General features: G+C 53.8%; 13 protein-coding genes. 9 read left to right on the top strand and 4 right to left on the bottom strand.

Going from position 1 to position 11,992, the window contains the following annotated elements:
* Window positions 1-6 precede the first annotated feature (6 nt).
* On the bottom strand, window positions 7-612 hold the full coding sequence (locus tag ABJI30_RS06965) for a TetR family transcriptional regulator (RefSeq protein ID WP_348016459.1): 606 nt from the start codon (window positions 610-612) through the stop codon (window positions 7-9).
* 77 nt (window positions 613-689) lie between these two features.
* On the opposite strand from ABJI30_RS06965, the gene ABJI30_RS06960 reads away from it, so the two are divergent.
* Window positions 690-1,586 carry a metal-dependent hydrolase gene (locus tag ABJI30_RS06960; protein WP_348016670.1) on the top strand — a complete coding sequence of 299 codons (897 nt, stop codon included), beginning with the start codon at window positions 690-692 and terminating at the stop codon, window positions 1,584-1,586.
* A gap of 51 nt (window positions 1,587-1,637) precedes the next feature.
* Here ABJI30_RS06960 and ABJI30_RS06955 read toward each other — a convergent pair whose 3' ends face one another.
* Window positions 1,638-2,189 carry a hypothetical protein gene (locus ABJI30_RS06955; RefSeq protein WP_348016669.1) on the bottom strand — a complete coding sequence of 184 codons (552 nt, stop codon included), beginning with the start codon at window positions 2,187-2,189 and terminating at the stop codon, window positions 1,638-1,640.
* Between the two features lie 244 nt (window positions 2,190-2,433).
* On the opposite strand from ABJI30_RS06955, the gene ABJI30_RS06950 reads away from it, so the two are divergent.
* Together ABJI30_RS06950 and ABJI30_RS06945 are read left to right on the top strand one after the other, a co-directional pair.
* Complete coding sequence (locus tag ABJI30_RS06950) at window positions 2,434-3,561, top strand: histidine kinase (RefSeq protein WP_348016458.1); 1,128 nt, start codon at window positions 2,434-2,436, stop codon at window positions 3,559-3,561.
* 2 nt (window positions 3,562-3,563) lie between these two features.
* Window positions 3,564-4,310: a LytTR family DNA-binding domain-containing protein gene (locus tag ABJI30_RS06945; RefSeq protein ID WP_348016457.1), complete on the top strand. Its 747-nt coding sequence runs from the start codon at window positions 3,564-3,566 to the stop codon at window positions 4,308-4,310.
* Between the two features lie 163 nt (window positions 4,311-4,473).
* On the opposite strand, the gene ABJI30_RS06940 is transcribed toward ABJI30_RS06945, so the two are convergent.
* Both ABJI30_RS06940 and thiS read right to left on the bottom strand, forming a co-directional pair.
* Window positions 4,474-4,827: a UrcA family protein gene (locus ABJI30_RS06940; RefSeq protein ID WP_348016456.1), complete on the bottom strand. Its 354-nt coding sequence runs from the start codon at window positions 4,825-4,827 to the stop codon at window positions 4,474-4,476.
* Window positions 4,828-5,169: 342 nt separating this feature from the next.
* Window positions 5,170-6,168 (bottom strand): sulfur carrier protein ThiS, encoded by a 999-nt coding sequence (gene thiS / locus ABJI30_RS06935; protein WP_348016455.1) that lies wholly within the window; start codon window positions 6,166-6,168, stop codon window positions 5,170-5,172.
* Between the two features lie 101 nt (window positions 6,169-6,269).
* On the opposite strand from thiS, the gene aroQ reads away from it, so the two are divergent.
* The 6 genes from aroQ (at window position 6,270) to ABJI30_RS06905 (ending at window position 11,902) form a co-directional block, all read left to right on the top strand.
* On the top strand, window positions 6,270-6,710 hold the full coding sequence (gene aroQ, locus ABJI30_RS06930) for a type II 3-dehydroquinate dehydratase (RefSeq protein ID WP_348016454.1): 441 nt from the start codon (window positions 6,270-6,272) through the stop codon (window positions 6,708-6,710).
* 20 nt (window positions 6,711-6,730) lie between these two features.
* Complete coding sequence (accB, locus tag ABJI30_RS06925; RefSeq protein WP_348016453.1) at window positions 6,731-7,219, top strand: acetyl-CoA carboxylase biotin carboxyl carrier protein; 489 nt, start codon at window positions 6,731-6,733, stop codon at window positions 7,217-7,219.
* Window positions 7,220-7,232: 13 nt separating this feature from the next.
* Window positions 7,233-8,582, top strand: coding sequence for an acetyl-CoA carboxylase biotin carboxylase subunit (gene accC, locus ABJI30_RS06920; protein WP_348016452.1), 1,350 nt, complete (start codon window positions 7,233-7,235; stop codon window positions 8,580-8,582).
* Between the two features lie 166 nt (window positions 8,583-8,748).
* Window positions 8,749-9,795, top strand: coding sequence for an RcnB family protein (locus ABJI30_RS06915; protein ID WP_348016451.1), 1,047 nt, complete (start codon window positions 8,749-8,751; stop codon window positions 9,793-9,795).
* A gap of 126 nt (window positions 9,796-9,921) precedes the next feature.
* Entirely contained in the window at window positions 9,922-11,190 is a 1,269-nt protein-coding gene (locus ABJI30_RS06910; protein ID WP_348016450.1) for an amidohydrolase family protein, read from the top strand.
* Window positions 11,191-11,200: 10 nt separating this feature from the next.
* Window positions 11,201-11,902, top strand: a complete 702-nt coding sequence (locus ABJI30_RS06905; RefSeq protein ID WP_348016449.1) for a 2OG-Fe(II) oxygenase — start codon at window positions 11,201-11,203, stop codon at window positions 11,900-11,902.
* Window positions 11,903-11,992 lie beyond the last annotated feature (90 nt).

The raw sequence follows: 11,992 nt of genomic DNA, 5'->3' as shown, positions 1-11,992 counted from the left end.
GGTGATCTAGCAACTCGAGTTGGGATGCTCTTTCTTCCAACGATCCAAGGCCGCCTCCAACTGTTTTTCTGCCATGTCCCGTGCGGCATCGCGGGCCAGTCCAAGCGATCCTGCAAGGCGCTCCCCTATAAGCGCATCTCCAAGCGCCATCAGCACCAGCGCCAATGTATCTTCGTGCATTTCCCGATCTTCATGTCCGCCTTCGCCAATATCATCCACCAGTTCGTGAATGGCATCCACAATGGGATCCAGCGCGTCTTCATTTCCGGTAAGCAGCATCCACGACGACAAAGCACCCGCGCCCTGCTTGTCAAAAGCGTCAAATGTCAGATCGACAATATCGCGCACCGTTCCTTCACCTGTCCGGGAATTCATCACTGCCTGTGCGATGGAACCGCAAACTTGATCGGTCAGAAATTGCGCCAGTGATTTTTGCAAGCCCGATGCAGAACCAAAGTGATGCAGCAAATTGGCGTGCGTCCGGCCAATACGGCCTGCCACAGCTTTCAGCGTGACCGCCTGCGGTCCTGCTTCGATGAGCAGATCGCGCGCCGCAACGAGCGCCATACTGCGGCTTTCTTCAGGAGACAGACGTCTTTTCGCTATTGACATTTATGTAAGTAACCTTATTGTCATCAGTGTCAGTTAAGCCAATATTGAAACCAATATGAAGTAATCACACCATGAATATGCTCAGTGACGTAAAAGCTCAACCAGAAACCATTGCAACCCCGACACCGGAAGATCATGTGATCACTCCGCGCGATCACAGATTTGGCCGCAATTCGGAGACACAACCCGGCCGCTGGTGGCTTAACGATGATCCTGTTGCGACATGTTTTTATAATGCGCTGTCGTTGACTTTCCCTCGCGGTGAGGCTTTTTTTGTCGAAAGCGTCAAATCTTTTCGCGACGTCACTCCGGAAAAATTGCAAAAAGAAATCAGGGCGTTCATCCAGCAGGAAGTCATCCATAGTCGCGAGCATGTTGCCCTCAACCGACGCGTGGAGCAGCTGGGATATGACACCAGCCGAATTGAGCAACGGATCACGGAATCACTCGAGATGACCAAAGGTCGTCCGAAGATCGCGAATCTGGCTGCCACGATGATACTCGAGCATTTTACCGCAATCATGGCCCAGCAATTTATCGCGAACCCGCAACATTTTGCTGATGCAGACAAGGAAACGGCGGAACTATGGCGCTGGCATGCACTCGAAGAGATCGAGCATAAAGGGGTCGCCTATGACACCTGGCTATATGCCACACGCGGCTGGAGTCGCTGGCAACGCTGGAAAGTCAAATCGCTGATGATGCTGGTCATCACCCGCAATTTCTGGACCAATCGCTATCGCGATACGCTCGATCTGCTGGCACAGGATGGATTCAAGGGAGTGGGAGTGCAAATGAAATTGCTCCGGTTCCTGCTATTCAAGCCCGGTGTTGCACGGAAAATCATTATTCCATGGGTAAAGTTTTTCCTGCCCGGCTTTCATCCCTGGAACGAAGATGACCGTCATTTGATTGACCTGGCCGAAAGCGCCTACGAAGCAGCCTTGGCTGATCGCAAGCAAGCACCCGCATAGCAATTGAGCGTCCAAGCACAGCTGATATCGGTCAAAATTTTGTGAACGTGACTAATGCGCTGTTTTGCTGACATCCACTTTTTCGACCCATTCCGGGAAGAAGCTGGGCTCTCGTGTAGACCAGCCGGGAGCGGTAGCCGCGGCCTCGCTGATTGACTGCAGCAAGCCCTTGCGGGTCTTGGGATGCAGATGCGGCAACGAAGCAGCCGCGCAAAATGCACCTGGAAGCCATGGGCGCACATCCGGTCCCAGCAAACGTTCGTAAAGAAAGCGGAAAGCGGGGAAACTGTTGATACGCCCCTGGCCCAGATCATATGCCGAGAGCGATATCAAAGCAGGCATAAATGCTTCGATACTATCAATCGCGCAGTCCTGAGGGATCGCCTTTTGAATATCGCCAATACGCTTGTATAATTGCATTTGAACTTTGATTCCTGCCTCTTCGACGGCATCACGGGACCATGTATCAACGGCATCAGCGCGGTCGAGACCAACATCGAGAGACCGGCGAATATAGCGTTGCGTTGCGGAACCAAAACTCGCGAACTCTTTCATTTCAGCCAGTGTCATCGCACCGGGTATGGGCTTGGTCTCTTTTGTCATCATCGGGACTCCCTGTCTGTTCCCACCGATGACACTTGACCAAAACATGGTTATTATATCGTTAAGTCTGCGCTGGAATTCTGAGAGAAACGTTGTAAAGGCTGGCTCACAGGGCGAAAATATCACGTATGGCTTCGAAAGTTTCGACCAACGGCAAGCATGTTTCGACCGGGTGCGATTCAGATAGAGACATTTGATACCATCTTACTCTAAGCTGAATCAGATATTACCAATCAGGCACCTCATGAGAAAATTCGACATCGGCAAGCATAAACCATCGGTAGGACAGCAAGTTGCGATTCTATCCATTCTCGGATTCTGGCTGTTTTATGTTACCGTGATCACGCTGCGGGCTGCCGTCGGCGAGTTTCCCGCTCAGGGAGAAATGATGGTCCGGCGGATGATTGTTACGACAATCGGGATCGGTCTGACCTATCTGCTGTATCTTTTTCTCCGGCAGTTCGAAGACAAGCCGCTTTCGACCCGCATTATCGTTGCCGTGGTCGGGGCAATCCCGTGTGCACTGGCGATCGCTGCAGTCAATTTCTATATGTTCAACGTGTACGATCCGTGGAGTCTAATCGACGACAAGAATATCGAGGAATATCGCAAATATATGGAAAAGGACGGCTTTGCGCTGCAAAATATTGTCCACGATGCGATCTCGCGCTTCTTCTTCATTATCAGCTGGGCCTCGCTCTACATGACCCTCAGCTATGCCAGTGAAGTGCGGACCATGGAACGACGGGCCGCCCGCTTTGCTCAGGCGGCGCGCGATGCCGAATTGAGATCTTTGCGCTATCAGGTCAATCCCCATTTTCTGTTCAATACGCTCAACAGCTTGAGCACATTGGTCATGCGCAGCCAGCCCGCTGAGGCGGAAAAAATGATCCTCAACCTCTCCCGTTTCTACCGAAATAGCCTGTCTGGGGACCCGCTCGAAGATGTGGCACTTTCAGATGAAGTGCATCTGCAAAATCTTTATCTGGATATTGAAGCGGTTCGTTTCCCAAAGAGGCTTATCACCGAAACGGATATTCCGGATGATCTGGCGGACGTGCTTGTACCCGGTTTGATTCTGCAGCCGCTCGTCGAAAACGCAATCAAGCACGGTGTCGCACATTCCAAACGCCCGGTGACGATAACGATCAGCGCACGCAGTGAAGATGATCATCTGAAACTCACCGTTGCGGATGATGGTGAAACCAAATCTTTTGAAGGCCCCACTAGCGAGAGTAACGGTATTGGCCTGGCCAATGTCCGTGATCGACTGGAAACACGTTTCGGTTCCGATGCCGCCTTGACGATTTCACGTCCGGAGGCAGGCGGTTTTGTCGCGGAGCTCACTTTGCCTCTTTTGCTGGATATTTGACCATGACAGAATCCGAACAGCGCCCCTTGAGCACGCTTGTCGTTGACGACGAGCCCTTGGCTATCGAACGGTTACAGCTGCTTTGTGCGCGGCAGGACGATATTAATCTGGTGGGAACCGCCAGCGATGGTGAAGCAGCGTTGCGTCTCGCCGAACAGCTCAAACCCGATCTGCTGCTGCTCGACATTGCGATGCCGGGGATGGATGGCCTGGAGGTTGCCAAAGCTCTCTCGAAGACCGGCGCCTCACCCGCAATAATTTTTGTCACCGCATTTGACAAATTTGCCGTTGAAGCATTCGGAGTTGCGGCAATCGACTATGTGCTGAAGCCTGTAGAAACGGACCGACTTTCACTTGCGATTTCGCGCGTCCGCGAACGCAAAGCCGTGATGACCGACGGAAATGGCGAAGAATCTCCGTGGGCGGAAGAATTCTGGGTTCCTTATAAGTCCGAACTCCGCCGAATTGCGGCGGGAGAGATCAATCGGATTGAGGCCGAACGCGACTATATGCGCCTGCACGTGGGCAGTTCCAGCTATCTGTTGCATCAGACGATCACGGGCTTGGAAGAACGGTTGAACCCGGAGGATTTTGTCCGGCTTCACCGATCACATCTGGTCCGGCGGGACTGGATCAGTGGATTGCGCCATGACGGCGGGGGCATCTGGATGGCTTGCCTGAAATGTGGCACCGAGATCCGGATCGGACGCACCCACCTGGCGGAAGCCAAGAAACTAGCCGGACGCTAATCGATTTAGCCAACCAGCCAACTGGAACACTGATTGCGCAGACCCGTTGCGCCGCCCACAATAGCACGCAATAAAAACCCCGGTGTAAGGGCACCGGGGTTTCAGGAGGATTAACCAAATTTAGGCCGCTTATTGGGGATCACGGCTCTTGATATAGCCGGTGTTAGCGACTGATCACCATCGCCGTTTCGATAGGCTTGCCAGCTTCTGCTGCAGCGAGAATCTCGACCGTAGCGCGCTTGGCAGACAGATTTGCTTCGTTCGTGCAGTTGCTATGATCCTGCATATCAGCCAGGCTGCGGCTGTTATATCCGCCACAAACCTGACGTACAGCGCCCTTCAGGCGACCATCGAGCGTTTCTTTTCCTTCAGCGCTGGTCAAATCCAGATCTTCAAAGTGAACCACGGCTGTGCGAACAGTCTTGTTCTGAGCTTGGACCGTTGCGGCAAATCCGGTCGCCGAAACTGCGATTGCGGCTGCGGCCATCAGGCCCTTGGTATATACTGACTTCAACATTTTCTATCTCCTCGTAATCTTTTTGCGGGAAGATACAGCTCAATAGAAAGAGCTGGATTTTCCCGCTTGGGGGAACCCCTGGAAGGGGTGAGAACGGGAGCAGTTTGCTTCCAAAGCCAGGGGAATGGCAGTTAAGACGTATTCTGTTGCTCCCGTCTCGTATTCTTGGATACGGGAACCCCGGCGTGCATGCATTTCAAGTTCGATAAACTGCCGTTACATTCGGCAAACAGCACAAAGCTTCGACCAACGACAATTGGGCGTCGATCAAAATGATACAATGTAACTTTTGTTACTATTCAGATAGTTACAGATGACACCGAATCATGGTGTATTATAACACTAAATCAGGCCAGACAGAGGGCTGGAGGGGTCTGCATACAAACGCCGTCCCATTCTTCCGGACAAATAGGCCTGTCTTCCAGCATCCACCGCCAGCTTCATGGCGCGTGCCATGCGAACCGGTTCCTTTGCCTCAGCGATGGCAGTATTCATGAGCACACCGTCACATCCCAATTCCATGGCCACCGCTGCGTCGCTTGCGGTACCAACGCCCGCATCTACCAGAACCGGCACCTTGGCGCCTTCGACAATCAGGCGAATTGTCACCTGGTTCTGAATACCCAGGCCGGAACCGATCGGTGCACCCAGAGGCATGATCGCAACAGCTCCCGCGTTTTCCAGTTGCTGGGCAGCAATGGGATCATCAACACAATAGACCATCGGCTTGAACCCCTCCTTGGCCAGCACTTCGGTTGCTTCAAGGGTTTCACGCATATTGGGATAAAGCGTTTTGGCTTCACCCAGGACTTCCAGCTTCACCAGATCCCAACCACCTGCTTCCCTTGCCAGGCGCAAAGTTCGAATCGCATCATCCGCATTGAAACATCCGGCAGTGTTTGGAAGATATGTAACCTTCTTGGGGTCGATAAAGTCCATCAGCACCGGTTGGTTGCGATCTGTCACATTGACCCTGCGGACAGCGACGGTCACAATCTCGGCACCCGCAGCTTCCACAGCAGCGGCATTCTCTTCAAAATCCTTGTATTTACCGGTGCCCACAATCAAGCGGGATCGAAAGGTTTGTCCGGCAACGCTCCAGCTATCGTCTTTAGCCTCAGGCGGTTCATGGTCACCGCCGCCAACAAAATGAACGATCTCATATTCGTCCTTGTCCTGCACCTGCACTTGCCCCAGCGTTGATCGCGGAACGATCTCGCGATTGCGTTCTACCGCTACCTTTTCCGGCTCCAGGTCAAGCGTCCGGACAAGATCGGCAACCGAAAGTCCGGCGGCAACACGGTGCGTGTCTCCATTTAACTCTATGCTAATTTCGGTCATCTGGGTCTTTTCCATTTGATTTGATCTCGCTTTTATATGGGCAGCCATATAAAGAGCTATCAAGAGCCGCAACCGAAAGCGCCATTTTGGGGGACAATATCTTGGCGAATAAACCTGTCATCTTTGTTCTGAACGGTCCAAACCTGAATTTGCTCGGGATGAGAGAGCCGGAAATCTATGGTTCTGCCACGCTGGACGACATTGCCGGCCAGATGGAAGATCAGGCCAGCGCGCTCGGACTGGATGTTGAAATCCGGCAAAGCAATCATGAAGGTCATCTTGTCGACTGGCTCCAGGAAGCAGCAGCTGACGGGGCAAAAGCTGTTATATTGAATGCTGGAGCCCTGACCCATACCTCTGTCGCGCTTCACGACGCGATCAAGGCTATTGAGACACCTGTTATAGAAGTCCATCTATCGAACCCCGCGGCGCGGGAGGAATTTCGGCACAAGAGCCTGGTTGCGCCGGTTGCAAAAGGAACTATTTGCGGCTTCGGTGCTTTGGGCTATCAACTGGCACTTGATGCTGCGAGCAAATTTTGAAACAAATATGAGGAATCAGAATGCCTGCCAAGAAAGAGAATAGTGACGGCATGAATGTGGATATCAAGCTTGTTCGGGACCTCGCCGGGATACTGGACAAGGCCGGGCTGTCCGAGATCGAGGTCGAGGACGGCGATCGCAAGATCAAAGTTTCGCGCGGTGGCGGTACCTTTGTTTCTGCTCCGGTCGCAGCAGCGCCTGTTCCTGCCCCGGCTGCAGCGCCTGTTGCAGCAGCTCCGGCAGAAGCGGCCAGTGCAGCGCCGGCTGACGATCATGCCGGTGCGCAGAAATCGCCGATGGTCGGAACTGTCTATCTCGCACCCGAACCTGGAGCCGCAGACTTTATCAGTGTCGGCGACAAGGTTGCAGCAGGAGACACCTTGCTCATCGTCGAAGCCATGAAAGTGATGAATCCAATTGCTGCAGAGAGCGCAGGAACAGTTAAATCCATATTGGTCGAAAACGGTCAGCCTATCGAGTTTGACCAGCCGCTCGTCGTGATCGCATAAAAGAGTTTAGCGGATGACCATCAACAAGATTTTGATAGCCAATCGCGGAGAGATTGCCTTGCGCATTCTGCGCGCCGCCCGCGAACTGGGCATCGATACCGTCGCGGTTCACAGCACCGCCGATGAAGATGCCATGCATGTGCGGCTGGCGCATGAGGCCATATGTATCGGCCCGCCGCCAGCTACAGATAGCTATCTGAGCATACCGGCAATTATTTCGGCAGCAGAGATCAGCAATGCCGACGCGATCCATCCTGGCTATGGTTTTCTTTCCGAGAACGCACATTTTGCCGAAGTCGTGGAAGCGCATGACATTAAATGGATCGGTCCCAAGCCGGAGCATATCAAAATAATGGGCGATAAGGTCGCAGCCAAAAAGACCGCAGGTGAACTGGGCATTCCACTGGTTCCCGGTTCCGATGGCGCGGTCAGCGAACTTGAAGTCGCAAAACAAGTGGCGAACGAAGTTGGCTATCCGGTGATTATCAAGGCAGCTTCCGGCGGCGGTGGTCGCGGCATGAAGGTGGTCAACAACGAAAGTGAGCTGGAAACTCAGATGAAGCAGGCTGGCACTGAAGCCAAAGCGGCTTTTGGTGATGCTACCGTCTATATTGAAAAATATCTTGGCGATCCGCGACATATCGAGTTTCAGGTATTTGGTGACGGCCGGGGCAATGCCATCCATCTGGGTGAGCGCGATTGTTCTTTGCAAAGACGCCATCAGAAAGTGCTCGAGGAGGCCCCGTCACCCGTTATCAGTGAGGAACAGCGGGAACGGATGGGCGACGTCTGCGTTCAGGCGATGAAAGGCATGGGATATCGCGGCGCAGGCACGATTGAGTTTCTGTATGAGAATGACGAGTTTTACTTCATCGAAATGAACACACGGCTGCAGGTCGAACATCCGGTGACCGAAATGATCACCGGCTTTGACCTGGTCCGGGAACAGATCCGCATAGCCGATGGCCGTGATCTGTCCGTGAGCCAGGATGAACTGGAATTCACCGGCCATGCGATCGAATGCCGGATCAACGCCGAAAACCCGAAGACCTGGGCACCATCGCCCGGGAAGGTCACCAGCTATCACGCACCGGGCGGCATGCATGTCCGCGTCGATAGCGGTTTATATGCCGGATATTCCATTCCGCCTTATTATGACAGCATGATCGCAAAGCTGATTGTGTATGGCCGCACCCGTGACGGATGCATGATGCGACTCGCGCGTGCGCTCGATGAATTTGTTATCGAAGGCGTCGAAACCACCATCCCGCTGCATCAAAAACTGGTTTATGACGAAGGCTTCCAGTCTGGCGAATATACGATCAAATGGCTCGAGGAGTGGCTCGACCAGGATGACGATTGAGCAAAAACCCTGTTCTTGAACCACAAATGTCGTTCATATAAACCTTACCTTTCCTGAACATTACAGCAAAGTTCAGGAGTCCGACAGGGTTAACAGACTATGACTTGTTCCACTGATGCGGCAAATGGAGTCGCCAGAAACCGGAAACGGGACAAGGAGTAAAGCCATGCGTATATTTTTAATAACCGGCCTGATGGCGGCCACGATGCTGACGCCCGCAACGGCTTCCGCCGCAGATATTGCGCCTAACATGAACAAGTCCGGCAGTTTGCTGGCCGTTGATCTGACCGGCAATGCTGCCTTGCAACGCGATGGCCGCGGCGAACGCCGGGCAAATCGCAATGGCAATCGAAGCGAACGCCGGGCCAACCGCCAGGGAAATCGCACGGAACGCCGAGCCAATCGCCAGGGAAATCGAAGTGAACGTCGCGCCAGCCGTCAGGGCAATCGTAGTGAGCGACGTGCCAATCGCTCAGAGAACCGTCAGGTTCGTGGAGAGCGCCGAACCAACCAGCGCCAGTCTCGTAATCTGACCCGTGGCGATCGCGCAGAAACACGGCGTAATCGCAACAATGGCAGAGTGGATCGCCAGTCGGCACGCCAGGATCGCCGGGCGGATCGTCGCAGGGATATTGCTCGCGGTGATCGCAACCGCAACGGCCGCGTTGACCGCCGGTTTGATCGTAATCGCGATGGCCGGATAGACCGGCGCTTTGATCGCAATCAAAATGGACGTGTCGATCGCCGCGTAGATAGAAATCGCGACGGCCGTATTGACCGGCGCTATCGGGAAGCCCGCCGGGATCGTGCCCGGGATAATCGCCGCTATCGTGAAAACCGCAGATATCGTGACAATCGCCGGTCTTACAGAAACGGATATCGCGAGGCACGCCGGGATCAGCGACGCTGGAACCGCAGCTGGCGGAATGATCGCCGGTATAACTGGAAGCGGTACCGGAAATATAACCGCGGCTACTATAATGTCGGTCGCTATTATTCGCCCTATCGCGGTCATAGCTACAGACGCTGGAATATCGGCATCTATCTCGGATCCGCCTTTTACGGATCGCGCTACTGGATCAATGACCCATGGCGCTACAGATTACCGCCGGCTCATGGAGGCTATCGCTGGATCCGCTACTATGACGATGTTCTGCTGATCGACACTTATGATGGCCGCGTAGTCGATGTGATATACGACTTCTTCTACTAGGATCATGATGGGCGAGAAGCCTTAAATATAGAAAAGACCCGTTGCCTGAAAAGGTAGCGGGTCTTTTCTGTTGCAAGTCAAGCGCACGCGTCGCACAATCCCTGTAGCATTCTCAGGGGACAAATTATGGTTCGGCTATTCGCATTTTTGTGTTCAATTGCTCTTTCGACGGCTGCGGTCGCGCAAGATAAAGTCATTCTGGTCGGCAATCTGATTACCGATGCGGATACAGGATCGTCCGGGCCTGCAACCATCCTCGTTCGTGACGGCAAGATAATATCAGTGAGTGCAGGCACCCGTGGCGCTGCAGACACAGACGCTGAAGTCATCGATCTCTCCGACAAAACCGTATTGCCGGGACTGATCGACCTCCATGTCCATCTGACCGGCGATCCGGGCGGAGATTTCTGGAAAGAGGCAACCGAACCTTCGGAATGGGGTGTCGTTGTCGGAGCAAAAAATGCATTGCTGACCGCCAAAGCCGGTTTTACCACAGTGAGAGAAGCCGGCTCTTCGCAGTATAGCGCATTCTCGTTGCGGCGCGGAACAGCGGAAGGAAAAATACCCGGACCCCGTATTGTCGCAGCCGGACCGGCACTGGCCATTGTTGGCGGCCATGGTGACACGACGGGTTTTACCGAAGATATTAATGAACATCTGGCCAGCGGCTATAGCTGCACTGGCGCCGTTGAATGTGCCGAGAAAGTCCGCAAGGCTTCCCGGGCAGGCGCGGATATTATCAAGATTACGGCGACCGGCGGGGTTCTCTCTCAACAAGGGCGCGGCCTCGAAGCGCATTTTACCGATGTCGAGATGAAATCCATTGCCGACACTGCGCACTCGCTGGGCCTGAAAGTCATGGCACATGCTCATGGCGCGCGGGGTATCGAGGCTGCGGCGCGCGCCGGGATTGATACCATCGAACACGGCACATATCTCGACAAGCAAGCAGCAGATGCGATGAAGGCCAACGGGACTGTTCTCATCCCGACGCTTATGGCTTTCCAGGGTATTTCAGAGCGGCTCGGCAAGGGAATCTATACGCCCATAGTCGAAAACAAGGTCCGTGCCGTCGCAGAAACTGCAAAAGTCTTTATGGGCCGGGCCTATCGCTGGGGCGTACCCATTGCCTTTGGAACCGACGCCGGTGTTTTCGATCACGGACGGAATGCAGAAGAACTGGGATTGATGGTCGGTCAGGGGATGAAACCGCAAGAGGCCCTGGCAAGTGCCACAACCGGTGCGGCAAAGGCGCTTGGCATGGAAGACCAGATTGGGCGGGTTGCAGCGGGCTACTCCGCAGATCTGATCGCTGTGTCGGGCAATCCGCTGGAAGATGTCACCATATTGGAATCCGTCGACTGGGTGATGGTGCGCGGCCGCATCATTGACTAGAGCGTGAGCCATGAAACAGCGGCTGTCCAAAAAAGAGAGCATAAAATATAATAACCCGCGCAAGCTCGCCGAGTTAGGGGAAAGTGTGGCCAGCAGACTGAATGCCCACCCCCGGGTGCAATGGCTGGAGAGTCCGCACGCACAGCTTTTCGTGTGTCAGAATTTTCTCTCGGACAAAGATTGTGCGCTCTTGATTGACATGATCGATTCAGATTCCCAACCTTCCAGCCTGTACAAGGGAACGGAACGCGAAGGTTACCGCACGAGCTACAGCTGCAACGTCGATGCGCATGATCCGGATATTCAGCGCATCGACGAAGCCGTGTGCGACCTGTTGGGCCTCGAGAATTCCAACAGCGAAGTACTGCAGGGACAACGCTATGAAGTTGGCCAGGAGTTCAAGGATCATCATGATTTTTTCCACGAAACCGAAGATTACTGGCAAGTCGAGGCCGGCAACGGCGGACAGCGGAGCTGGACCGCGATGGTCTATCTCAACGAACCGGAACAAGGTGGTGCAACGGCTTTTCCGCAACTGGAATATCAGGTTGAACCTCGCAAGGGCATGCTCTTGACCTGGAACAATATGGGCATTGACGGGCGTCCCAATCTCAATACGCTTCATGCCGGTACGCCGGTCGTTAGAGGTACAAAATATATCATCACGAAATGGTTTCGATTGAACCGCTGGAAGGGCCGGTGGGTTCAATAGAACCGGCTTCCGGAGACTGGGCTGACAAACGGCACACAGGCTTCGACAAACGACATCTACTGTCGTTGCAGGTGAAACCAATGCGTGTTA

The sequence above is a fragment of the Parasphingorhabdus sp. genome (assembly GCF_039968395.1).
Taxonomy (GTDB): Bacteria; Pseudomonadota; Alphaproteobacteria; order Sphingomonadales; family Sphingomonadaceae; genus Parasphingorhabdus.
The sequence above is the reverse complement of the archived record's forward strand: the minus strand, read 5'-3'. Positions and strand labels throughout refer to the sequence as shown.

Excerpts from the sequence above, each read along its gene's own strand:
- ABJI30_RS06965 (WP_348016459.1), bottom strand. The coding sequence starts at position 612 with ATGTCAATAGCGAAAAGACGTCTGTCTCCTGAAGAAAGCCGCAGTATG.
- ABJI30_RS06960 (WP_348016670.1), top strand. The coding sequence starts at position 690 with ATGCTCAGTGACGTAAAAGCTCAACCAGAAACCATTGCAACCCCGACA.
- ABJI30_RS06955 (WP_348016669.1), bottom strand. The coding sequence starts at position 2,189 with ATGACAAAAGAGACCAAGCCCATACCCGGTGCGATGACACTGGCTGAA.
- ABJI30_RS06950 (WP_348016458.1), top strand. The coding sequence starts at position 2,434 with ATGAGAAAATTCGACATCGGCAAGCATAAACCATCGGTAGGACAGCAA.
- ABJI30_RS06945 (WP_348016457.1), top strand. The coding sequence starts at position 3,564 with ATGACAGAATCCGAACAGCGCCCCTTGAGCACGCTTGTCGTTGACGAC.
- ABJI30_RS06940 (WP_348016456.1), bottom strand. The coding sequence starts at position 4,827 with ATGTTGAAGTCAGTATATACCAAGGGCCTGATGGCCGCAGCCGCAATC.
- thiS (WP_348016455.1), bottom strand. The coding sequence starts at position 6,168 with ATGACCGAAATTAGCATAGAGTTAAATGGAGACACGCACCGTGTTGCC.
- accB (WP_348016453.1), top strand. The coding sequence starts at position 6,731 with ATGCCTGCCAAGAAAGAGAATAGTGACGGCATGAATGTGGATATCAAG.
- accC (WP_348016452.1), top strand. The coding sequence starts at position 7,233 with ATGACCATCAACAAGATTTTGATAGCCAATCGCGGAGAGATTGCCTTG.
- ABJI30_RS06915 (WP_348016451.1), top strand. The coding sequence starts at position 8,749 with ATGCGTATATTTTTAATAACCGGCCTGATGGCGGCCACGATGCTGACG.
- ABJI30_RS06910 (WP_348016450.1), top strand. The coding sequence starts at position 9,922 with ATGGTTCGGCTATTCGCATTTTTGTGTTCAATTGCTCTTTCGACGGCT.
- ABJI30_RS06905 (WP_348016449.1), top strand. The coding sequence starts at position 11,201 with ATGAAACAGCGGCTGTCCAAAAAAGAGAGCATAAAATATAATAACCCG.